This window comes from Acuticoccus kandeliae (assembly GCF_003073115.1).
Genome location: NZ_QBBV01000001.1, coordinates 2,128,045 through 2,150,584 on the forward strand (window position 1 = coordinate 2,128,045; position 22,540 = coordinate 2,150,584).

Annotated in this window: 21 protein-coding genes; 7 read left to right on the forward strand and 14 right to left on the reverse strand. The window is 68.0% G+C overall.

Annotated elements, in window-relative coordinates:
• Positions 1 to 38: 38 nt before the first annotated feature.
• The 6 genes from ppsR (at position 39) to DBV35_RS09705 (ending at position 6,524) form a co-directional block, all read left to right on the forward strand.
• Positions 39 to 1,418 carry a transcriptional regulator PpsR gene (ppsR, locus tag DBV35_RS09680; protein ID WP_108659943.1) on the forward strand — a complete coding sequence of 460 codons (1,380 nt, stop codon included), beginning with the start codon at positions 39 to 41 and terminating at the stop codon, positions 1,416 to 1,418.
• 88 nt (positions 1,419 to 1,506) lie between these two features.
• A complete protein-coding gene (gene chlG, locus DBV35_RS09685; protein WP_108659944.1) occupies positions 1,507 to 2,391 on the forward strand; it encodes a chlorophyll synthase ChlG in 885 nt (294 codons plus the stop codon).
• On the forward strand, positions 2,388 to 3,722 hold the full coding sequence (locus DBV35_RS09690) for a BCD family MFS transporter (RefSeq protein ID WP_245943890.1): 1,335 nt from the start codon (positions 2,388 to 2,390) through the stop codon (positions 3,720 to 3,722). Before chlG ends, DBV35_RS09690 begins: the two co-directional genes overlap by 4 nt.
• A 5-nt stretch (positions 3,723 to 3,727) precedes the next feature.
• Positions 3,728 to 4,924 carry a geranylgeranyl diphosphate reductase gene (locus DBV35_RS09695; RefSeq protein WP_108659945.1) on the forward strand — a complete coding sequence of 399 codons (1,197 nt, stop codon included), beginning with the start codon at positions 3,728 to 3,730 and terminating at the stop codon, positions 4,922 to 4,924.
• 140 nt (positions 4,925 to 5,064) lie between these two features.
• Positions 5,065 to 5,373: a high-potential iron-sulfur protein gene (locus tag DBV35_RS09700; RefSeq protein WP_108659946.1), complete on the forward strand. Its 309-nt coding sequence runs from the start codon at positions 5,065 to 5,067 to the stop codon at positions 5,371 to 5,373.
• A 374-nt stretch (positions 5,374 to 5,747) separates the two neighbouring features.
• A complete protein-coding gene (locus tag DBV35_RS09705; RefSeq protein WP_205648532.1) occupies positions 5,748 to 6,524 on the forward strand; it encodes a GntR family transcriptional regulator in 777 nt (258 codons plus the stop codon).
• A 38-nt stretch (positions 6,525 to 6,562) separates the two neighbouring features.
• Here DBV35_RS09705 and DBV35_RS09710 read toward each other — a convergent pair whose 3' ends face one another.
• From DBV35_RS09710 to DBV35_RS09770, 13 genes are all read right to left on the reverse strand, one after another.
• Positions 6,563 to 7,315: an SDR family NAD(P)-dependent oxidoreductase gene (locus DBV35_RS09710; protein WP_108659947.1), complete on the reverse strand. Its 753-nt coding sequence runs from the start codon at positions 7,313 to 7,315 to the stop codon at positions 6,563 to 6,565.
• Positions 7,312 to 8,817, reverse strand: a complete 1,506-nt coding sequence (locus DBV35_RS09715) for an amidase (protein WP_108659948.1) — start codon at positions 8,815 to 8,817, stop codon at positions 7,312 to 7,314. The genes DBV35_RS09710 and DBV35_RS09715 overlap by 4 nt, the downstream gene beginning before the upstream one ends.
• Positions 8,814 to 9,713 carry a polysaccharide deacetylase family protein gene (locus DBV35_RS09720; protein WP_108659949.1) on the reverse strand — a complete coding sequence of 300 codons (900 nt, stop codon included), beginning with the start codon at positions 9,711 to 9,713 and terminating at the stop codon, positions 8,814 to 8,816. Before DBV35_RS09720 ends, DBV35_RS09715 begins: the two co-directional genes overlap by 4 nt.
• On the reverse strand, positions 9,710 to 10,609 hold the full coding sequence (locus tag DBV35_RS09725) for a polysaccharide deacetylase family protein (RefSeq protein ID WP_108659950.1): 900 nt from the start codon (positions 10,607 to 10,609) through the stop codon (positions 9,710 to 9,712). Before DBV35_RS09725 ends, DBV35_RS09720 begins: the two co-directional genes overlap by 4 nt.
• Positions 10,600 to 11,292, reverse strand: a complete 693-nt coding sequence (locus DBV35_RS09730; protein ID WP_157961658.1) for an ABC transporter ATP-binding protein — start codon at positions 11,290 to 11,292, stop codon at positions 10,600 to 10,602. The genes DBV35_RS09725 and DBV35_RS09730 overlap by 10 nt, the downstream gene beginning before the upstream one ends.
• The gene (locus tag DBV35_RS09735) at positions 11,289 to 12,044 is read right to left on the reverse strand and encodes an ABC transporter ATP-binding protein (protein WP_108659952.1); all 756 of its coding nucleotides are present in this window, start codon (positions 12,042 to 12,044) and stop codon (positions 11,289 to 11,291) included. Before DBV35_RS09735 ends, DBV35_RS09730 begins: the two co-directional genes overlap by 4 nt.
• Positions 12,044 to 12,940, reverse strand: a complete 897-nt coding sequence (locus tag DBV35_RS09740) for a branched-chain amino acid ABC transporter permease (protein WP_108659953.1) — start codon at positions 12,938 to 12,940, stop codon at positions 12,044 to 12,046. The genes DBV35_RS09735 and DBV35_RS09740 overlap by 1 nt, the downstream gene beginning before the upstream one ends.
• A gap of 3 nt (positions 12,941 to 12,943) precedes the next feature.
• Complete coding sequence (locus DBV35_RS09745) at positions 12,944 to 13,861, reverse strand: branched-chain amino acid ABC transporter permease (RefSeq protein WP_108659954.1); 918 nt, start codon at positions 13,859 to 13,861, stop codon at positions 12,944 to 12,946.
• A 10-nt stretch (positions 13,862 to 13,871) separates the two neighbouring features.
• On the reverse strand, positions 13,872 to 15,032 hold the full coding sequence (locus tag DBV35_RS09750) for an ABC transporter substrate-binding protein (protein ID WP_108659955.1): 1,161 nt from the start codon (positions 15,030 to 15,032) through the stop codon (positions 13,872 to 13,874).
• A 22-nt stretch (positions 15,033 to 15,054) separates the two neighbouring features.
• Positions 15,055 to 16,008, reverse strand: a complete 954-nt coding sequence (locus tag DBV35_RS09755) for a D-2-hydroxyacid dehydrogenase family protein (protein ID WP_108659956.1) — start codon at positions 16,006 to 16,008, stop codon at positions 15,055 to 15,057.
• A 38-nt stretch (positions 16,009 to 16,046) separates the two neighbouring features.
• Positions 16,047 to 16,772: an SDR family NAD(P)-dependent oxidoreductase gene (locus DBV35_RS09760; protein ID WP_170134896.1), complete on the reverse strand. Its 726-nt coding sequence runs from the start codon at positions 16,770 to 16,772 to the stop codon at positions 16,047 to 16,049.
• Between the two features lie 206 nt (positions 16,773 to 16,978).
• Positions 16,979 to 17,776, reverse strand: coding sequence for a DUF2189 domain-containing protein (locus tag DBV35_RS09765; protein WP_108659958.1), 798 nt, complete (start codon positions 17,774 to 17,776; stop codon positions 16,979 to 16,981).
• A 170-nt stretch (positions 17,777 to 17,946) separates the two neighbouring features.
• Entirely contained in the window at positions 17,947 to 19,995 is a 2,049-nt protein-coding gene (locus tag DBV35_RS09770) for a calcium-binding protein (RefSeq protein WP_170134897.1), read from the reverse strand.
• 443 nt (positions 19,996 to 20,438) lie between these two features.
• On the opposite strand from DBV35_RS09770, the gene DBV35_RS09775 reads away from it, so the two are divergent.
• Positions 20,439 to 21,149, forward strand: a complete 711-nt coding sequence (locus DBV35_RS09775) for a response regulator (protein ID WP_170134898.1) — start codon at positions 20,439 to 20,441, stop codon at positions 21,147 to 21,149.
• Here DBV35_RS09775 and DBV35_RS09780 read toward each other — a convergent pair.
• Positions 21,128 to 22,495 (reverse strand): sensor histidine kinase, encoded by a 1,368-nt coding sequence (locus DBV35_RS09780; protein WP_108659961.1) that lies wholly within the window; start codon positions 22,493 to 22,495, stop codon positions 21,128 to 21,130. The genes DBV35_RS09775 and DBV35_RS09780 overlap by 22 nt on opposite strands.
• Positions 22,496 to 22,540: the final 45 nt, after the last annotated feature.

Genomic DNA, 22,540 nt, shown 5'->3' on the forward strand with positions numbered 1-22,540 from the left:
AAGGTGCTCCTGCTGGGGCTGTGCTCGGTCGATTCCATATGGACTACCCATTGCCGAATTTCGACGCGTCCGATGCTGCTTCCGCCATTGCGAAAGCAGCCGATATAGCAATTATACTCGACGCGGACGGTGTCGTCGTCGATGTGTCCGTCAACGCGCCCGAGTTGGCGAAGCTCGACGTGAAGCGCTGGATCGGCAAGCCGTTCGCCGAATTCGTCACCACGGAGAGCGTGCCGAAGATCGACACGCTGATGGCGGAAGACCTGAGCGGCCTGCGCCGCTGGCGGCAGATCAACCACCCGTTCGGGGGCGAGAACGACCTTCCGGTCGAATATGCGGTGATCCATGTCGCGGCGGACCAGTCGCGGATCATCGCGGGGCGCGAGCTCATCGGCATCGCGAACCTCCAGCAGCGCCTCATTGCGGCCCAGCAGTCGATGGAACGCGAATATGCGCGCGTGCGCAGCGCGGAGGCGCGCTACCGCATCCTCTTCCAGATGACGACCGAGGCGGTCGTGATCGTCGACGCCGTCACCGAGCGCATCGTCGACGCGAACCCGGCCGCCATCACCCTCCTCGACCTCAAGCCCGCGCGGATCAATGCGGCCGAATTCACGAGCCTCGTCGATGGCGCGGACGCGCCGACCGTCGAGGCGCTGCTCGCCAAGGTGAGGGCGACCGGCGGGAGCGACGCGGTGGACGTGCGCGGCGCGGGCGGCCGGAATCTGTCGCTGATCGCCTCCTTCTTCAGCCAGGGCGGCAAGTCGCTCTTCCTGCTGCGCGTCGCCGACGCCGATGCGACCGACAGCGCGGCACGCACGCAGTCGCGCGTTGCCGAAGTCATCGACCAGATGCCGGAAGGGTTCGTCGTCTGCGACACCGCCGGCACGGTGCTCAGCGCCAACGCCGCCTTCGTGGAGCTTACCCAGACCGCGCGGGTCGAGCAGATGCGCGGCGAGCCGATCTCGCGCTGGATCGGACGGACCGGCGTCGACGCGAGCGTCCTCCTCAGCGCCCTCACCAAGCGCGAGGCGGTGCAGCGCTTCTCCACGATCATCCGCGGTGAGCATGGCGGCTTCGACCTCGTCGAGATCTCCGGCGTGATGGTGAAGCCGATCAACGGCGAGCCGTGCTGCGGCCTCGCGGTGCGGATCGTGCGGCCGGAACAGCCGAGGACCACCGCCGGCCTGGAGCGCTCGGTCGAGCAGCTCACCGAGCTTGTCGGCAGCGTGCCGCTGAAGGATCTCGTGCGCGAGGCGACCGACCTCATCGAGCGCATGTGCATCGAGGCCGCGCTCCGTCTGACGGAGGACAATCGGGCCTCCGCCGCGGAGATCCTCGGCGTCTCGCGGCAGAGCCTCTACAACAAGATGCGGCGCTTCGACCTGCTCGCGCCTGGGCTCGACCCGGAGCGGTAGCGATCCCATTGGGATTGTACAAAGTATTTGTCAAAAACTAGTGTCAACTTAGATTGACGCCAAACAGGACGAGTCCTATCGTCCTGTCATGGCTCGTCCCGCTGCAATAGATGCTCTGGAACTCCTGAAGCCAATCACATGGTTCGCCCCGATGTGGGCCTTCATGTGCGGCGTCGTTTCAGTCTCGGGCACCATCGAGCCGGCGCGCATTCCCGCTCTCTTCGTCGGACTGCTCGTGGCGGGGCCGCTGATCTGCGGCACCAGCCAGGCGGTCAATGACTGGTTCGACCGTCACGTCGACGCCATCAACGAGCCCGGCCGGCCGATCCCGTCCGGCCGCATTCCGGGTCGCTGGGGGCTCTATATCGCCTTCTCGTGGACGCTCCTGTCGCTCTCGGCGGCGATGCTGCTCGGGCCGATCGGCTTCGCCGCGGCGGCGTTCGGGATGGCGATGGCGTGGGCCTACAGCGCGCCGCCGACGCGACTGAAGCGGAACGGGTGGTGGGGCAATGCCGCCGTCGCCGTCTGCTACGAGGGCGTCCCCTGGTTCACCGGGGCCGCGATCGCCGCCGCCGCGATGCCCGACTGGCGGATCGTCCTCGTCGCCGCGCTCTACAGCGTCGGCGCGCACGGGATCATGACGCTCAACGACTTCAAGTCGGTCGCGGGGGACAGGGCGACGGGCCTGCGCTCGCTTCCCGTCCAGCTCGGCGTCGACACGGCCGCGCGCGTCGCGTGCTGGGTGATGGTCCTGCCGCAGATCGCCGTGATCTCGCTGCTGATCGCCTGGGGCCGGCCGGTCTATGCGATCATCATCACCATCCTGCTCGCGGTGCAGATCATCCTGATGCTGCGCCTCCTCGGATCGCCGCGCGAGCGGGCCGCCTGGTACAACGCCACCGGCACCACGCTCTACGTCCTCGGCATGCTCGTGAGCGCCATCTGCCTGCGCGGCATCGGGGGCCTGTCGTGAGCGCGTCGGCGCCCGCGCGGGGCCTCTCCTATGTCGGCATCGTGCGCCTCGGCCTCGTCCAGGCCGGGCTCGGCGCGATCGTGATCCTGACGACGTCGACGATGAACCGCGTGATGATCGTGGAGTACGCGCTGCCCGCGATGCTGCCGGGCGCGCTCGTCGCCTACCATTACGCGGTCCAGGTGCTGCGGCCGCGCTTCGGCCATGGCGCCGATATCAGCCGCCGCCGCACCCCCTGGGTGATCGGCGGCATGGCGACGCTCGCCGCTGGCGGAATCCTCGCCGCGGTCGCGACGGCATGGATGGCGACGGACACGGCCGCCGGGATCGCCCTCGCGATCATCGCCTTCTCCCTCGTCGGCGCGGGCGTCGCGGCGGCGGGGACGGCGCTCCTCGCGCTCCTCGCGGTGTCCGTCGAACCCGTGCGGCGGGGCGCGGCGGCGACGATCGTCTGGCTGATGATGATCGCGGGCTTCGCGGTCACCGCCGGGATCGCCGGGGGCTATCTCGACCCGTTCTCACCCGCGCGCCTCGTCACCGTGACGGCGGTGGTCGCGGCGATCGCGCTCGCCGTCACGCTGCTGGCGCTCGCCGGGCTGGAGCGGCCGCACGCCGTGTCCCTCGCGGCCGAGCCCGCGAAACCGCCCTTCCGCGAGGCGCTCCGCGAAGTCTGGGCGGACGGGGAGGCGCGCCGTTTCACCCTCTTCGTCTTCATGTCGATGCTCGCCTACAATCTCCAGGACCTCATTCTGGAGCCGTTTGGCGGCACGGTGTTCGGCATGTCGCCGGGCGAGACCACGCAGCTCGCGGGCCTCCAGCACGCCGGCGTGCTCGTCGGTATGCTCATCGTGGCGTTCGCGGCGACGTGGATCGGACGCGGCCGGGCGAGCGCGCTGAAGACGTGGACCGTCGGGGGCTGCATCGCCTCGGCCGCCGCCTTCGTGGGCCTGATCGCGGCGGGCCACGCGGGGCCGGCCTGGCCGCTCTCGCCGTTCGTCTTCTTCCTCGGCCTTGCCAACGGGACGTTCGCGGTTGCCGCGATCGGCACCATGATGAGCCTTGCCGGGAGCGGCCGTGTGGCCGGGGAGGGGGTGCGCCTCGGCGTTTGGGGCGCGGCGCAGGCCTTCGCCTTCGGCATCGGCGGCTTCCTCGGCACCGCCGCGATCGACGCGACGCGCGCGATCTTCGCCGACCCCGCGACCGCCTATTCGATCGTCTTCAGCGTGGAGGCGATCACCTTCCTCTTCGCCGCGCGCCTTGCGGCGGGCGTCGCCCGGCGCGCGCCGGCCGAACCCGCCCCGCCGCTTGCCGCGCCCGCGCTCGCCCGGTGACGATGATGGCCGAGACCCCTCCCTTCGACGTCGTCGTGGTGGGTGGGGGACCGGCCGGCGCCACCGCGGCGGCGGACCTCGCGGGTCGTGGCCTCTCCGTCCTCCTTCTCGACAAGGCTGGCCGCATCAAGCCCTGCGGTGGCGCGATCCCGCCCCGCCTCGTGCGAGACTTCGGCATTCCGCCGGACCTCCTCGTCGCGAAGGTGTCCTCCGCCCGGATGGTCTCTCCGGCCAATGTCGACGTCGATATGCCCATCGATGGCGGCTATGTCGGCATCGTCGACCGTGAGACGTTCGACGAGTTCCTGCGCGCCCGCGCGGCACGCGCCGGGGCGGAGCGGCGCGTCGGCACCTTCGCGGACCTGGAGCGGCGGCCCGACGGCCTCGCGGTCGTCGTCTACGAGGCCGATGGTGCGACGCATCGCGTCCCCGCGCGCGCGGTAGTCGGCGCGGACGGGGCGCGCTCGGCGCTCGCCCGCGCGGCGCGGATCCCGAACGCCGACAGGGTCCCATGCGTGTTCGCCTACCATGAGATCGTGACCTCGCCCGCGGCGGACGCCGGCGCCCGCTTCGATCCCGCCCGGTGCGACGTCTACTATCAGGGCCGCCTCTCGCCCGACTTCTATGCCTGGATCTTCCCGCACGGGGCGACGACGAGTGTCGGCGTCGGCTCGGCCGTGAAGGGCTTTTCGCTGCGCCGCTCGGTCGAGACGCTGCGCGCCGAGGCGGGCCTTTCCGGCTCGCGCGTCGTGCGGCGCGAAGGCGCGCCCATCCCGCTGAAGCCGCTGAAGCGGTGGGACAATGGCCGCGACGTGGTCGTCTGCGGCGATGCGGCGGGCGTGGTGGCGCCGGCCTCGGGCGAGGGGATCTACTATGCGATGCTCTCGGGCCGGCTCGCCGCGGACAGCGTCGCCGCATTCCTGCGCACCGGCGACGCGGCGGCACTCGCGACGGCGCGCAAGGCCTTCGTGAAGGCGCACGGCCGCGTCTTCCAGGTGCTCGGTCTCATGCAGTGGTTCTGGTACCGCAGCGACCGGCTGAGGGAGCGGTTCGTCCACATCTGCCGCGATCCGGACGTCCAGCGCCTCACCTGGCAAGCCTACATGAACAAGGAACTCGTCCGGCGCGACCCGCTCGCGCACGTGCGCGTCTTCTTCAAGGACCTCGCGCAAATCCTTCGACTGGCAGCGCCGCCAAGATGAGCGCCTGCCGGGCCCGAATTCCGTCCACCCCCGCCGCCAGCCGACGTCTTCCCCAAGAGGCGCGCTGGAGGCACGGGGGCGACACAGCACCAACAACAGCCGAGCGGACGGACTTGGCGCGCAAGTGGGAGTAAACCCTCGTGTCGAACAAGGATCATGGGATTTCGCGCCGGACCATTCTCGGGTGCGGTGCCGCCGCGCTCGCGGCGGCGGGCTTCAACCCGGCCAACGTGCAGGCCCAAGGCAAGATCCCGCCAGAACAGCTGATGTACGTGGCGAAGACGAAGACGCCCGGCCGCTTCTGCGCCAACTGCCTCCAATTCCTGGGCACGCACGTGAAGGATTATTCAGAGCTCGATGAGGCCAACCCGGAGATGGCCGAGTGCAAGATCGTTGCGGGCAAGGTCGCCGCCACCGGCTGGTGCGGCGTGTGGTCTCCGATGGGGTGAGGGGCGCGGGCGGCGGGGCGTAAGGCCCCGCATTCGCTTCGGGATGGTGGCGGTTCGGGAGTGGTCTTCACCGTCCCGGCCGCCCAGCCGAGGCGGCGATGGCTGCGGTGAGCGGACGCCGCCGGGTCGCTCGAAGGCCCAGCCTCCTCAACCACCCCCAACAGAACTTCCGACCTTTTCCCTCAAAGAACACCGCGCGGACGTCCTCACTCGGGATCCTGCCGGCATCGCCGTTTGGCAGAGCCGGGGCGCGATGCCGCCTACGACATTGCGCGTCGCACGCACGGTCGCCTCATCCCTATTCGATAGCACGAATGTGCGTCCCGGTCGGATGGCGGCGGCATCGCGCCGCAACGCGGAGGGGTTCCGATCCGGTGCCGTCCTGGCCGATATTCGCGGCGGAACGCGTTTCAATCTTACATGGTCGTTGCCATGCAGCAATGATCGATCTAACCCATTTTCCGAAGCATTCCTTCGGCGGACATATGCAACCTTTCGCCCCTCTGTCATCAACGTCTCTTGCGAACGAAGCCTTTCAGAAGATTGTTGAGGCGATCACCTCCGGGGCGTTCCGGCCGGGGGAGAAGCTGTCCGAGGCGGAGCTGGCGCGTCAGTTCGGGATCAGCCGGGGGCCGCTGCGCGAGGCGCTGGGGCGGCTGGAGGGGCGGCTCGTCACGCGCACGCCGCGCCTCGGCGTGCGCGTGATCGACTTCGCCGCCGAGGACGTGGAGCAGCTCTTCCTCCTGCGCGAAGCGCTCGAGGGGATGGCCGCACGCCTCGCGGCCGAGCGTATCAGCGAGCGCGAGCTTGCCGATCTCGAAGCCCTACTCGACCGTCATTCCGCGCGCCGCGATATCGTGGAGGGCCGCTCGTACATCCAGGACCGCGTCGACGACGATTTCCATATGGCGGTGGTGCGCGGCGCGAAGAGCGAGCGCATCGAGGCGCTGCTCGTCGACAATGTGTACTACCAGCTCGCCATGCAGCGGCAGCGGTCGAGCACGCGCGCCGGACGGACGAAGGCCGCGCTCGCCGAGCATCGCGACATTTGCGAGGCCCTTCTCGCCCGCGATCCGGAGCGCGCCGAGGCCGCGATGCGCAAGCATATTCGCAACGCTCGCTACAGCGCGTTGGCGGCGTTCAACAACTGACCGGCCGCGCGGAAAGGGCCCGCGACGCTTATCTCGGCCTAAGTCGCCAGGAACCCGCCGTCGACCGGGATCACCGCGCCCGTCATGTAGCGGGCGCGCGCTGAGCAGAGGAACAGCACCGGCTCGGCGATCTCGTCGGGCTCGGCGAAGCGGCCGAGGGGGATGCGCTGGTGGAGCGAGGCCATGCGCGTCCCGTCGTTGCGCGTCGGCGCCGTCATCGCCGTGCGCACAAAGCCCGGCGCGACGGCGTTCACGCGGATGCCGCTCGGCGCGAATTCCACCGCCATCGCCTTTGTCATCTGCGCGATCGCGCCCTTGGAGGCGGTGTAGGCGATCGAGTTCGGGAAGGCGATGAAGGACTGGATCGAGGCCAGATTGACGACGCATCCCTGCCGTCGCCGCAGCATCGGGTGCAGGAGCCGCGTCAGCCGGTAGGTGCCGGTGACGTTGACGCGGAAGACCGCATCGAAATCGTCCTCGGCATGCTCGGTGTCGGCAGGGCCGCGCCGGTTGATGCCGGCATTGTTGACGAGGATGTCCACCTCGACCCCGGCGTCGGCGAGCCTCGCGCACACCTCGCGGGCGCTCTCTGTATTCGCGACATCGAGACCGAGCCCGGTGACCGCGCCGCCCCCTTCCTGGAGGCCGGCGGCCGCTGACTGCGCGGCCGCGGCGTCCACGTCCGAGAGGATGACCTTGGCACCCGCATGCGAGAACGCTGCCGCGATGGCGAAGCCAATCCCGCTTGCCGCACCGGTGACGAGCACCGTCTTTCCGGCGAACTCGCTCATGCCGGCGTGCCGTCGATCGGCAGGGTGCCGAGCGGGTAGGCCGCCTCGTGGGACGGGAAGTAGGCCGGCATCCGCGCGATCGCGGCTTCGTTGGCCTTGGTCTGCACCGCGACGCTCTCTGCGTGGGTCAAAGGCTCGGTGATCTTCAGCGCCCCGCCGTCGCCATAGCGGCGGGGGTCGGGGCGCGGCGTCGTGCCGAGAACGGCCTCCAGCCGCTCGGCGACGTCGAGGAGGAGGGCCTCCCTGCCATATCCGGCCGCGAGCTGGATGTTGAGCGGCATCCCGTTGCGGTCGAGCCCCGGCGAGAGGACGAGCGCCGGATGGCCGGAGACGTTGTAGACCGCCATCGCAGACTGCCCCGTGAAGGCGATCACGCGGTCGACGTCGGACAGCGGCGGGGCGACCATCGGCGTGCCCATCGACAGGACGATTTCGCAGTCATGGAAGAGGGCATCCACCTCGGCGGCCAGCGCCCGGCGCCAGCGCAGCGCCCTGATGTAGGCGTCGGCGCTGATCATGGAGCCGGCGATGAGCTTGTCCCGGAGCGCGGCCCCGATCCGCTCGCGGTCCTCCTCGAAGGTGCGGCGGTGGATGGAGTAGCACTCGCCGACATTGAGGACGCGCGAGCAGGCGCGGAAGTCGAGCACGCCGTGGGTGAGGTCGATCTCGATGGGGGTGAGGCCGGCATCGGTCAGCGCGGCGACGCAATCCTCGAAGCCGCGCGCGATGTCGTCCTCGCAGGGGACGTCGCGCTCGTGGAAGCGCCGCAGCACGCCGACGCGCAGCCGCTCCGCGCCGCCGCCGGTGCCGCCATCGCGGCAGAGCGCGGCGAAGACGCGGCGCGTGTCGGCGACGGAGCGGGCGAGCGGGCCGACATGATCGAGCGAGGGGCAGTTTGGCTGCATCCCTGCCGTCGCGATGCGCCCGAGCGTCGGCTTCAGCCCGACGATTCCGCACGCTGCGGCGGGGAGGCGGACCGAGCCGCCCGTGTCGGTGCCGATCGCGAACTTCGCGAGCCCGGCCGCGACGGCGACGCCGCCGCCCGTCGTCGACCCGCCGCTGAAGCGGGAGGGGTCGAACGGGTTGCGCGCGACGGGCACCGCGAGGTCGTCATAGACCGCGCCGCTGCCGGTGCCGAACTCGTAGGTGTTGAGCTTGCCGAGGAGAACGCCGCCGGCCGCGCCGAGCGCGGTGACGACGGCCGCGTCACGCGCCGGCACGTTGTCGGCGAGGAGGCGCGATGCGGCGGTCGTGCGGATGCCGGCGGTGTCGATATTGTCCTTCACCGCGAAGGGGATCGCGCCGAGCGGGGCGTCGGGGCGCGCGGCGGCGAGGTCCGCCTCGGCGCGCTCCGGCGTCACCGTCAGGAATGCGTTGAGGGTTGGGTTGTGGCGTGCGATCGCGTCGAGGTGCGCGGCGAGGAGCGCTGCGGGGGTCACCTCGCCACGGTTGATCGTCGCGCGCGTGTCGTCGATCGACAGGAAGAGGAGGTCATCGCTCATGGGGCGAAGGCGTCCCGCGCGTGGCGGGCGATCTCGGCCGCCTGCGCGAACCAGACGTCGTCGCGCGATCCGAGCCCGTTCAGCATGCCCGTCACGGCGCGGATCCGGTGCGGCATCCCGGCGAGCCAGGGGTGGAGATGGACCCCGAGGAAGCGGCCGGACTCACGCCCTTCTGCCGCGAGCTGGTCGGCCGCGTCGCCGATGATGTCGCGGTAGCGGCGCGCCTCGATCCGGCGGTGCCACATGAGCTGGATGTCGTCGAGGTCGGCCTGGTTCGGGATCGAGACGATGCCGGGCGTGGTCTTCAGCTTGTAGGGCTGGTCGTCGTTCGCCCAGTCGCAGACATAGTCGAGGCCCGCCTCGGCGAGGAGTTGGGGCGTGCGCGTCGACTCGCCATAATCCTGCGAGATCCAGCCGACGGGGCGCGTGCCGGTCGCCGCCTCGATCGTCTCGAGGGTGCGTGCGATGACGGCCGCCTCCTCCGCTTCGCTCATCCGGCTCGAGATCATCTCGCGCGCGTTGATGCCGTGCCCCGCGAACTCGTAGCCCCGTTTCAGAAACGCCTCGACGAGGAAGGGATAGTTCTCGATCGCCTCCGCGTTCGCGGCGACGGTGACCTTCACCGGCAGCCGGTCGAAGGCGGCGAGGAGGCGGAAGATGCCGACACGCAGCCCGTATTGGCGGAGCGTGAAGGCCCGATAGTCGGGCTCGAAATTGCCGAAGGGGTCGTTGAAGCGCGGCTCGCTCACGGCTTCGGGTCGGCGAAAGGTCCGCCAGTGCTCGAAATAGAGGATGACTGAGACGGCGAGGGGCTTGCCGTCCGGCCAGCCGAGCGGCGGGCGGCGGTCGATCGGCGAGAAGTCGTAGTGCGGATGGTCCATGCCGGGGCGGGTCATGGGGCGGGCGCCTCCTGCCCGCGCGTCGCACCGAGGAACCAGTCGCTGATCTCGGTGCCGGTCGCGACCCAGACCCCGCTCCGCTCCACCATCGCGCCGAGCGCGCGCTCCAGCGCCGCGATGCGGTGCGGCTGGCCCATGATGTAGGGGTGGAGGGCGATGCAGACGATGCGCGCGGTCTCCGCGCCCTCTTCGTAGAGGCACTCGAAATGGTCGAGCATCATCCGCTCGAACTCGGCCGCATCGAAATGGTGCCGGTACGCCATCGCGTCATTGACATCCATCTGGTACGGCAAGGTCATCAGCCGGCCCGACCGCACATTGATCCAGGTCGGCTGGTCGTCATGGTAGAAGTCGCAATAGTAGCGGAAGCCGGCTTCGGCCACGAGGTCAGGGGTGTTCGCGGTGAAGGTCGCCGAGGGGGAGAACCACCCCAGAAGCGCCTTGCCGGTCGTGCGGCGGTAGATCTCCTGGCACTCCGCGATGGTGGCGCGCTCCTCCGCCTCGCCCATGCCCCACAGATAGTGCGTGTTGTCGAGACCGTGGCACAGGACATCCCAGCCCCGTCCCTCGATCCCCTCCATGATCTCCGGATAGCGGTCATAGACCGACATCGAGAGCGACACGGTGCAGCGGATCGACAGGCGGTCCATCACGTCGAACATGCGCCAGAGGCCCGCGCGGTTGCCGTAGTCGCGGATCGCGTAGCCGAGGACGTCGGGGTGGGGCATCCGCGCCCACGGGTCGCGCGGGGCGACGCGGCGGGGCAGATACTCGTAGTGCTCGATATTCGGGACGACCCACAGCGCGACGCGGGCGCCGTTCGGCAGCGTGAGGCGCGGCCTTTCGACGATCGGCGAATAGGGGATGCGGTCGAACGGATCGGTCAGAACCATTCCCAAAGATTGTCCTTCTCGCTCATCTGCGACGCGGGAATGTCCGTCACCATCCGCCCCGATTTCAGGATGATCGCACGATCGACATAAGCAAGCGTGCGCGGCACGTTGTGTTCGATGAGGACGAACGCGATGCCCTTGCGGGCGCTGACATCGACGACCGCGTCGAGCAGCATCTGCGACATGCGGGGCGACAGCCCGCTCGTCGGCTCATCGAGAAGCAGGATCTTCGGCTTGGTCAGGAGCGCCATGGAGAAGGCGAGCATCTGCTGCTCGCCCCCGCTCATCGACCCGGCCGCCTGCCGCCGCCGCTGCTCCAGCGCCGGAAAGAGCGTCCAGATATCGTCGAGATCGCCTTGGCCGTGCATCAGCCCGGCGATGTAGAGGTTGCGTTCGACCGAGAGGGTGGGAAACACGTTGCCCGATTGCGGCACGTAGCCGACGCCGAGCTTTACGTTCCGGGGGACGTTGCCGGGCTCGACCGCCTCGCCGCAGAAGGTCACCGTCCCGGTCGTGTGGGGCAGGGCGCCGACGAAGCACTTCATCAGCGTCGACTTGCCGGAGCCGTTGTGGCCGAAGAGGGCCACCCGCTCGCTTTCGCCGATCGTGAACGATGCGTCCGTCAGCGCGTGGTAGGCGCCGTAGTAGGCGTTGAGGTCGGTGACGCGCAGGAGTTCGCTCACTCGTGTCTCCCGAAATAGAGTTCGGTCAGCTGCGTGTCGCGCTTCAGGTCGGCAACCGTCCCCTCGGAGACCAGCGTGCCGTTGAACATGAAGACGCAATGGTCGCAAAGATCCTCGATGAACGAGATGTTGTGCTCGACGATGCAGACGGCGTTGCCCTTGGCGGCCTCCTGCCGGATGAGCTCCTTGAGCGTCTCGTAGACCCGGCCCTCGACCCCGGCGACGGGCTCGTCGAGGAACAGGCACTCGCCCTCGTTCATCAGCGCACGCGCGAGGCTCGCAAGCTTCTGACGCCCGATCGACAGCTCGGTCGGCAGGTGATGGGCATAGTCCTGCAGGTTGACGCGCGAGAGCTGGTGCATCGCCGCGTCGACGAGCGCAGAGTCGCCGCCCCTGCGCTCGCGGAAGATTGAGCCGATGCGCTCGCCCGAATATTCGCGCGCCGCGACGACGATGTTGTCGAGCACCGTGAGGCTCGGGAAGAGGCGGATATTCTGCCACGTCCGCGCGATGCCCGACCGGGCCCGCTGGTAGGCGGTGAGGCCCGTGATCGCCCGGCCGTGGAGGAGAACCTCGCCGGAATCGGCTGGGACCGTCCCACAGATGAGGTTGACCAGCGAGGACTTGCCCGCGCCGTTCGGTCCGACCAGCCCCATGACCTTGCCGCCATGGAGGGTGAAGTCGATGTCGTTCGCGACGACGATGCCGCCGAACTTCTTGCTGAGATGACGCGTCTCGATGATGGGCGACATCAGCGGCCCGCCCTCTGCGTGCGCATCGAGAAGTCGCGCGCCTTCTTGGCGGCGACAATGCCCTCAGGCCTCGTGAACAGGAAGACGATGACGAGGCCGGTGAAGATCATGCCCTGGAGGGGGCCGATCATCGTGTTGGGGAGGTCAAGGATGTTGATCGCCCGCGGCGCGGTTTCGAGGAGCACCGCGCCGACGATGGGCCCGAGGACCGTGCGCACGCCGCCCACGATCACCATCGTCAGGATCGCCGCCGACATCGTGATGTCGAACTGCTCGGGGACGAGATAGACGAAATAGTGCGCGTAGAGGACGCCCGCGAGGCCGGACATGCCGGACGCGATCGCGAAGATCGTGATCTTCATCCGCCGCGCGTTGCGGCCGAGGGCGACGAACGCTTCCTCGTCATCCCGCATCGCCGCGATCGCCCGGCCGTAGCTGCCGGACGTCATGCGCCGGATCACGAGCACCACGATGAGCGCGATCACCCCGATCAGCGCCCAGTAGAGGACGAGGTTCGACCACCCGTAATTCGGCAGAAGCGACGGGATGCCGGTGAGGCCGCCGGCGCCGCCCGTCCATTCGAGGTTCTTGATGACCTGCAACAGGCCGAGCTGGAAGCCGATGCTCGCGATGACGAGATAGTCGCCCGACACGCGAAGCGATGGAATGGCGAGGATCAGCGAGGAGAGGGAGGCGAAGAGGACGCCGCAGACCATCGCGAGCGGGATCGGCAGGCCGAGCCGCATCGACAGCATGGCCGAGCAGTAGGCGCCGAGGGCGAAGAAAGCTGGGTGCGCGATGCTGAGGAGCCCGCTGAAGCCGAGGATGAGATTGAAGCTGGACGCCAGGATGATCGAGATGCCGATCATCACGACGGCGGCGCTGATGAATTCCATCGTTCAGGCCTCCTCTTCTTTCGGCGCGCTGGCCGCGATGCTGCCGGCGGAGCGCATGAGGCGGGGCTGCGGCCACCGGATCCCCTTCGGGAAGCAGACGATCGCGATGAAGAGCACGCCGTAGACGATGAGTGGCTGCCAGTGGGAGCTGATGAAGAAGACGCTCGCCTGCTGCATCGCGCTGATGACGAGGACGGCGATCCCTGCGCCGAACACCTTGCCGAAGCCGGCGAGGATCGTCGCGGCGACGGAGAAGATGATGAGCTGAGGCCCGAGGTCCGGATAGTAGGCGAGCTTCCCGGCATAGACGAAGGTCGCGACAGCGATGAGGAGGCCCGCGATCCCGAGCGTCACCATGTAGACGACGTCCTTGCGCACGCCGAACACCTCGGCGAGCTGCGCGTTGTCGGAGACCGCGATGAGATGCTGGCCGATCCGCGTCGCGAGAAACCCCATGAGGGCGAGCGCGGCGAGGATCGTGACGGCGATGGACGTCACGTCCCAGACCGTGACGATCAGCGGCTCGAACAGAAGGAAATCCGTCGAGACCTGAGGGCTCATGTACACGGGCTCGGACGTGAAGATGAAGTTCATCAGGAAGACGGAGAACTGCGCGAACACGAGCGTGAAGATGAAGAAGAGCAGCGGCTGTGCGCCGCGGTTCCGCAGCCGCGCGAAGGCCTGATTCTCGAGCAGCACCGCGGCGGCGACCGTGACGGCCGCCGCGACGGCGAAGCTCGGCAGCACGGGCCACCCCAGGCGATGTTGCAGAAGGTAGCCCGTATAGAAGGCGAGCCCCATCAGGGCCGGCTGCGCGAAGTTCCAGATACCGGTTACACGTAGGACGAGAGCAAACGCCAGCGTAAGCAGAACCTGGAAGGCCGAGCTGGCGATGCTTGTCCAAAGGATTTGGGCAAGCATCTTCTGTATTTTACCGGAATTTCGCCAGGGGCTCGAACTTGCTGTTCTTCACCTCGAGGAGATAGACGGGCTTCACGACACGGTGGGTGTCGTCGATGTGGACGTCACCGCTGAGCGGCTGCTTGAAGTCACCGATGTCGAGGAGGGCCTGGCGCAAATTCTTGCCCGTGAGCTCCTGCCCGGCATTGTCGAGGTGCTCGACGAGCGCCTTGACGATGTAGGCGGTGTCGGAGACCACCTGATTGGCGGCGAGGAGGTTCGGCTCGCGACCCATCTCCGACTTCCAGCGGTCGATGAAGGGCTGGACGTTCGGGTTGTCGGAGACGCCGGGCGAGAGGCTGGCGACGATCAGCCCGTCCGCGGCCGGTCCGACCTGATTGATGAGCTGGGGGCTGTAGGCGGCGTTGTAGGACGTCACCGGCACCTCGATGCGGAGCTGGCGCAGCTGCTGCATCACCTGCGGCGAGTCGCCGGCATTGCCCTGGAGGTGGACAAAGTCGGGGTTCGCCGCCTTGATCTTGAGGAGCGCGCCCGTGTAGTCCGTCGCGCCCGGCTCGTAGCTGTCGAAGGCGACGACCTCGCCGCCGAGCGAGGTGAACGTGTCGCGGAAGACCTGCGCGCCGAATTTGCCGCTTTCATCGTTGATGAAGATGATCGCCGCCTTCTTCATCTTCATTTCTTCGCGCGTATACTTCGCGAGAAGGGTAAGGTCGACGTCGGCGAGCGGGTAGGTCGTGTAGACGTATTCGCCCATCTCGGCGATGCGCGGGGAGTTGGCGCCGGCGACCAGCGCCAGCACCTCGGCGCGGTTCACGATCGGGGCGACCGCCGCGACCACGGCGCTGTAGGCGGTGACGATGAGGGGCACCTTCTCGAGGCTGATGAGGCGCGTGACCGCGTCCACACCCACCTGCGGCTTGGCCTGCGTGTCCGCGGCGACGAGTTCAAGCATGCGCCCGCCCGCGCCGCCGGCGGCGTTGATCTCGGCGACGGACCATTCGAGGGACTGGACCTGGTCGGCACCACCCGGAGCGGCGGGGCCCGTCAGGGGAAGGGCGACGCCGAACTTGAACGGCGCCTTCGCCTCCTGGGCACGGACGACCATGGGCGTGGCGAGCGCGAGCGCCGTGCCGGAGATCAGGACTTTGCGTCGAGTGATTTCGCTCGTCATTTCATAGTACCTCTCTGGGTTCTCAGCTCATGACCAGTCGTCGAACTTCGCCACCTCGGGCAAAGTTCGAAATGTTACTCACAACGTCTCGATAGAATACTTGGTACTGCTCGTCGGTGACGTAGCCGATGTGCGGCGTCATCACGAGATTGGGGAGATTTCGGAGCGGACTGTCGGCCGGGAGCGGCTCGACCAGAAACACGTCGAGAGCCGCGCCGCCGAGCGTTCCGGCTGCGAGCGCGTCGGTGAGGGCGTCGTAGTCGACGATCCCGGCGCGGGACGTGTTCACGAAGAAGGCGCCGGGCTTCATCGCGCCGATGGCCTTGCGGTCGATGAGATTGCGCGTGCGGTCACCGAGGACGACATGGACCGACAGGCAGTCCGACTGCGCGAGGATCTCGTCGAAGGTGACGAGGGTCGCGCCGGATTCGCGCGCCCGCTCGGCGGTGAGATTTTCGCTCCACGCGATGACGTTCATGCCGAAGCAGTTGCCGAACTCGGCGACGCGCCGTCCGACATTGCCGAGGCCGATGAGGCCGAGCGTCTTGCCGGCGAGGGTGGTGCCGATCGAGGTCTGCCACGCGCCGCTGCGCAGCGCATGCTCCTCCGACGAGATGCGGCGAGCGAGGGCGAGGATCAGCCCCCAGGTGAGCTCCGGCGTCTCGTCATAGCGGCTGCGCGTGCAGCTGACGACGATGCCGAGCTCCGACGCGGTCGCAAGGTCGATCGACCAGTTGACCGGGCCCGTGGACGCGATGTGCCTCAGCTTCGGCAGGCGTCGCATCAAGGAGCCGGGGAAGGGGGTCCGCTCCCGCTCCAGGACGACGACGTCGAAATCGGCGAGGCGTTCGGCGAGCCGCGTTTCGTCGAAGATATGATCGGCGAAGAACTCGACCGTGAAGTCGTCACCGAGGTCGCGCCAGCCCGGATAGTTTCGAACCCAGCCGGAATAGTCGTCGAGAACGGCCACCTTCACGTGAGATCTCCCCGGCACATCGATGGATCAGATTTCTGTCAACAGTTAACGGATGGCCGGTGACGGTGCGCCATCGCCACATATCCACCGTCGACGACCAGCGTCGTGCCGGTGACGTATCGTGCCGCGTCGGAGGCGACGAAGCAGATCGCCTCGGCGATTTCGTCGGCCGATGCGAAGCGGCCGAGCGCCACCGTGCGTTTGAGGTCCTCGTTCGACGTGCGGCTCACGATGTCTTTCGTGAGAGGGGTCGCCGTCCGCCCCGGCGCCACGCCGACGACGCGCACGCCCGCCGCGCCCCACTCGGTGGCGACCGAGCGGGTGAGGTGCTCGATCCCGGCCTTGCAGGCGCCATAGACGGCGCGTCCGCCTGAATCGCAGAACGCGAGCTGCGAGCTGACATTCACGACGACGCCGCGCCTCGCCTGGAGAAAGCGGGGTGCGAAGGCGCGCATCAGCAGGATCGGCGCGACGAAATCGACGGCGACGAGGCGCAGGATGTCGTCCGCCGCGCTGGCCGCCAGATCATGGTCGAGGAGGATGCCGGCATTGTTGACGAGGACGTCCGGCAGGGCGAGCCCGGCGGCAAGGCGATCGATTGCCCGCGCATCGGAGAGATCGACTATATGTGCGGCCGCGCCGATCTCGCCTGCGAGATCGAGGACGCTCTCGGCGATGTCGACCAGTACGAGATCGGCGCCCATGTCGGCGAAGCGCCGCGCCGTCGCCTCGCCAATTCCCGAGGCGGCGCCGGTCACGAGCACGGACCGGTTCTCGAACACTTGGCATTGAGGCGCGTCGTGTCGCTGCACTGTGGCCTTCCGTCCGCTCATCCATCGTCATTGAGACTCACGAACTGAAAACTGTCAACAGTTGCCAGTCTGCAGTTCGCATCCCGGTTGCTGACCTCACGAAACGTTCGGGTTTGAAGACCCCAGCCCGTCCCGGACCGCCGGAGGCCACCCTCGTCTCAGCGCGCCACCGTCACCGCGCGCCGGTAGAGGTGCCATGTCGCGTGTCCCAGCACCGGCAGCGCGACGAGGAGCCCCAGGAACAGCGGCAGCATGGCGGCGATGAGGGTGATGGCGACGAAGGCGCCCCAGGCGAGCATCACCACCTTGTTCTGCAAGACGGTGCGCACGCTCGCGATCATCGCGGTTATGAAGTCGGGGTCGTGGTCGAGCATCAGCGGGATCGCGATGACCGTCACCGAGAAGAGCACCGTCGCGAGGGCGGCGCCGACGAGCGTGCCGACCGTGAGGAAGGCGAGGCCCTCGGGCGTGGTGGTGACGACGACCACGAACGCCTCGACCGACGAGAAGGATTGCATGCGCAGGAAGATCGCGAGCCAGAGGCGCACCTGGTACATCCAGAACCAGAAGATGAAGAGGACGACGAACGCCATCCAGGCGAGCTCCCGCTTCCGGCTCTCGAACATCACCAGGAGGACGTGCCGCCAGGTGAGCGGCGTGCCGGCCTCCAGCGTCCGGCTGATCTCGTAGAGGCCGACCGCGACGAAGGGGCCGATGAGCGGGAAGCCGATCGCCGCCGGGATCACCCAGTAGGGGGCGTGGAGCGCGGTCAGCGCGTAGACGATGAAGAGCCCGGCGAGCGCATAGATCCCGCCGAAGAAGAGGCCCATCAACGGCGCTCTCAGGAAGTCGCGAACGCCGGCGCCGAGCGCCGCGCGAAGGTCGGCGAAGGTGACCGTGTTGATCGAAATGTGGCGCAGCGTCACCGCCTGATCGACGCTCGGAACCTCTGCCATGGCCGTTCTCCGTTGATGGTCCCGTCACGCGGCGACGCACCAGAACCAGCCGGACTTGCGGGTCGGAATCCTACATGGAGCGGCGCCGCCGGAACAGGCCGCAACGACCATGGCGGGGGGATGTGCCCCGGCATGGCCGCGCGGTGGGACGCCGGATGGCGCCGCGAGCGTCAGAGGAAGGAGACGTCGTCGAGGCCGAAGGTCGAGCGGTCGACATTGGCGACGGTCGCGATCACGATGTCCGTGCCATCGATGGTGATCCGCGCATCGTTCCCGTCGAACTCGATGCTGAGGGAGAGGTCCGAGAGCGCGCCGATCCCGCGATGCGCGCTCGCGATGGCCGCCTGATCGACGAGGATCGTGTCGCCCGAGGCCGCGTCATAGTCGAGGATCGTGTCATCCTCGTCGACGATGAACGTGTCCGCGCCCGCGCCGCCCTGGAGCGTGTCGGCACCTTCGCCGCCGCGCAGCGTGTCGTCACCCTGCTTGCCGAACAAAGTGTCGTCCCCGGCGCCGCCGATCAGGAAGTTCGCGCCGTTGCCGCCGATGATGTTGTCATTGAAGTCGCTGCCGATGATGTTTTCGATGCTGTACAAGTAATCGATCGCGGCGCCGCCCTCGCCATGCTTGTCGTAGTAGGTGCTGCGGGCGATCGAATAGTCGAGGCCGTCCTTGTCGGTGTGGATCAGGGAGAGATCCACAGTCACGCCGCTGCTTGCCGTCGCATAGCTCGACGTGTCGCTGCCCTCGCCGCCGAAGAGGTAGTTCCGGCCCGCGCCGCCATCGAGGAAGTCGTCGCCGCCGAAGCCCCAGATGTTGTCGTCCTGGACGGCGCTCGCGCCACGGTTCTTCTCGCCATAGCCGAAGAGAACGTCGTTGTGGTCGGTGCCGAAGAGGTAGTCGACCTGGTCGCCGCCGCTGCGATAGACGCCCTCATAGCCGCCGAGCAGGATGTAGTTCCCGTCCGCGACATGGGCCATGCCGGCCCCGTCGAGCGCGACGTCGTTGTCGAACCCGTCCTTGGCGCTCCAGGCGTCGCCGTCCTTCCGGATCATCACCATCGTGCGGGTGATGTGGTCCTCGAACGCCCGGCGGGCGGCGGGGTTGGTGAAGATCTGCTCCGGATCGATCCAATCGGAGAAGTCGTCCCAGCGCACCTCGGCGATGTAGCCGCCATTGCCGTCCTTGATGCGGAAGGCGATGCCGCCGTCGGCATAGGCGCCCCATTCGATCGAGGGCGAGAGGTCCACATGGGGATTCATCTCGACGAGGATGGTGTCGTGGAACGGGTTGAAGTCCATGATCTTCGCGACATTCTTCTCCGAATTCACCGGATCGGGCGTGCCGCTGCTGTTGACCTTGCCGAGAAGGTCGACACCCTTCTTCATGATCTTGAAGATCGACCCGACCTTCGGCAGGGCGCCGAGAATGTCCCACATCGCCGTGTCGATCGGATTGCCGATATCCTCGGGCGCCGGCGGGGTCTGCGGGGCGTCCCCGTCGACGATCACGAACGTGTCGCGCCCCGTGCCGCCGTAAAGCGTGTCGCCGCCCCACTGCGATCCCGAACCGATCAGCCAGTCGTGGCCCGTCCCGCCGTGGAGGAGATCGGCGTCGCCGCCCTGCAGCACGTCGTTGCCGGAGCGGCCCATCAGCGTGTCCAGCCCGGCATGGCCGCGCATGAAGTCGTCGCCGCTGCCGCCGTCGAGGAAGTCGTCGCCGGCATAGCCGAAGAGGCTGTCGTGCCCCTCGCCGCCGACCAGAATGTCGTTGTGGTTGTAGACGATCTTGTTGCCGTTGAAGCCGTGGATCGTCAGGGTGCCGAACCCGTGCAGCTCGTTGTCGAGGCTGTTGCCGACGAGCTTCGTCGGAATGAAGACGTGGCCGTTGTTCTGGTTGTAGCTGTACTTGACCGAGCCGTTGGCGGTGCTGCCGCCGAGCTGCTCCTCGCCGGTCGAGTAGACCGTCCACCTCTGCTTCTCACCCCAGCCCGAGACCTTGACCTCTTGCGACCAGAGCACCGACCCGGCGGCGGGCGCACTGGGGATGTCCATCTCGCCCGTCGCGCTCTGCAGCGCGGTCGCTCCGGCGTAAGTGGGGGAGGCGAACGGGGTGATGTCCGTCCCGGCCGTCACGGGATGGCCGAGGGACGCCGCGCCGGCGCCCGTCCGGTTTTCGATCGCGTCGATGGCGTCGCTATAGAGAGTCGCGTCGTACATGAATTCGCTCCCAATGCTTGAAGGCATGAGGCTTCCATTGCTCTTGTTCGTCGAAGGCGGTCCGTGTATTCCGTTCATCATCGTTTCCATTGCCGTTCCTCAGTTCAGTTGAGAGAAGTCGACGCCTCGTAGGTCAACTGTCCGACGAGACTTCGTGTCGTTACTGCTTTGACACTTGATGAGGTGTGGAGAGATCGCTCGCGTCACAAGGAATTTTCGGGCGCGATACTTGTGACAAAGTCTGACATAATTTGTGCCGTCGGGGTGGAACGGGCCGCGCCCTCGCCGATGCCAACGCAGGGCGCTTCCGTGGCCGCGCCGGCCGAGGCAGACTGATGGGGCCGATGCCTGATGAATCGCGCTCAAAGAACGCGCATCATGGATCCGAGGCGTCTTCCCCTTGGGTGGGCTCGCAGGGCCGGGTGGCCGCAGAGAACAGCACCATGGATCTGATCAGCGATAAGGCCTTCCGCGTCCTCCTGGTCGATGACGACGAGGACTATTGCGTGAAGGTGCAGGCGCAGCTCCAGGAGCGCGGCTATTTCGTCGACTGTGCGCACGATGTGCCGTCGGCGCGCCGGTTGATCGACGCCAGACCTTATGACCTCTACCTGCTCGACCTCATCATGCCCGGCACGAGCGGCAAGGTGCTGTGCCGCGAGCTCGCCACGCAGAGCGTCGCGGGGATCATCGTCGTCAGCTCGATCAGCGACGATGCGGAGCGGATCGCGCTCCTGGAACTCGGCGCGGACGACTACATCGTGAAGCCGTTCAACGCGCTGGAGCTTCTGGCGCGGGTGCGATCGGTTCTGCGCCGGTCCGACCGCAACCGCGCGACGCCGCGTCAGGCGCCGCGCTTCGGCCCCTGGGCGCTCGTCGACGGGGAGCGGCACCTGAAGCACGAGGACGGGCGCGTCATCAGCCTGACCTCGAGCGAGGCGGAGATCCTGCGCTTCTTCGTGGCGAACCCGAACATGTTGTGCACCCGCGAGGACATCCTGGCCGTCGCGCGCGTGCGCCAATATGCCGGTGCGAACGACCGCAGCGTCGACACGCTGATCCGCCGCCTGCGCAAGAAGGTGGAGGTCGATCCCGGCAATCCGCGCCTCATCGAGACCGTCTGGGGCCAGGGTTACGTCTTCCGCCCCGGCTGAGGCGCGAAAGGGGAGGGGGCGGGCTCGCCGGGCAGGCGTACCATGGCCCTGAGGCCGCCACCCGCGCGGTTCTGCAGCGTGACGGTGCCGCCATGGTCGACGATGATCGTGCGCACGATCGCAAGGCCGAGCCCCGTGCCCGCGCGGTCCGCCGACAGCCGCTCGAACGGACGGAAGGCGGCCTCGATCGCGTCCGGCGGGATGCCCGGCCCGTCATCGTCGACGAAGACGACGACGCTGCCGCCCTCCCGCGCGAGGGTCACGCGCGCGGCGCCGCCATATTTCAGCGCGTTCTCGATGAGGTTCTGGAAGGCGCGCGCCAGCGCGTCGCGCCGGCCGCGCACGATGGCGGGCGCCGCGACCGCCATCGACGCGTCCTCACCGGCATCGGCTGCGTCGTCAACGAGCGCTTCGAGGAGGGAGGGCATGTCGACCCGCACCGTCTCCCCGTCGCGCCGCGTCGCCCGCGCGAAGGACGAGACGGCCTCGACGAGGGTCTCGACATGGTCGAGGCGGGCGAAGAGGCGCTCGCGCACCGCCTCCGGGCTGGCCTCGGCCGCATCGTCGCGCGCCCTGTGGAGCGGGCCCTTGAGGTCGTGGCCGAGGCTGCGCATCAGGGCGACCTGATAGTCGAGGGTCTGCGTCACCCGCTCGGCCATGCGGTTGAAGGCCTCGATCGTCTCGCGCACGTCGGCGCTGCCCTCCGGCTCGATGCGGCCGATATCCTCGCCCCGCCCGAACCGGTCCGCATTCACCACGAGCCGCCGCAGCGGCTGCATGATGCGCCCGGTGAGGACGACCACGATGACGGTCATCAGCACCGCGACGAGCGTGTCGATCGACCGGGACGCGAGCAGCGGAACCCACTCGATCGGCGCGACGCCGAGGGTGAAATTGTACCAGACCGGATCGTCCCGAAGCCTCACCGACAGCGCGATGAACTCTGCGTCGCGCTCCGGCCGGCCGTCGCCGGAGACCCTGAGTTCACCGATCGGCAGCGCGGCCGCGAGCGTCCGGCCGAGCCTCTCGGCATCCACCAGGCGGGACGGGGTCGAGGTCGCCACGGCGGGCTCGGCCCCAAGATGCAGGCTGCGCCCCGAGCCCGCGAAAGCGCCGGCGACGCTCTCGCGCTCGTCGGGCGCGGCGCGGATCGCGGACAGCGACTCGCTGAGGAAGGCGGTCGCCCTGTCCTGGGTCTCGGCGCGGTGCTCGTCGCTGATCTGATAGACGTCGATGGCGACCGCGATCATCTCGGACGGGACGAACGCCGCAAGGAAGAGCGTCACCATCTGCCCCTTGAGCGACAGATCCGACCACTTGCGAAGGCTCAAGAGACGTCCGCCCATGCGCGCGCTTCTTCCCGATCGACACACCAACCTTGCCAATTTGGC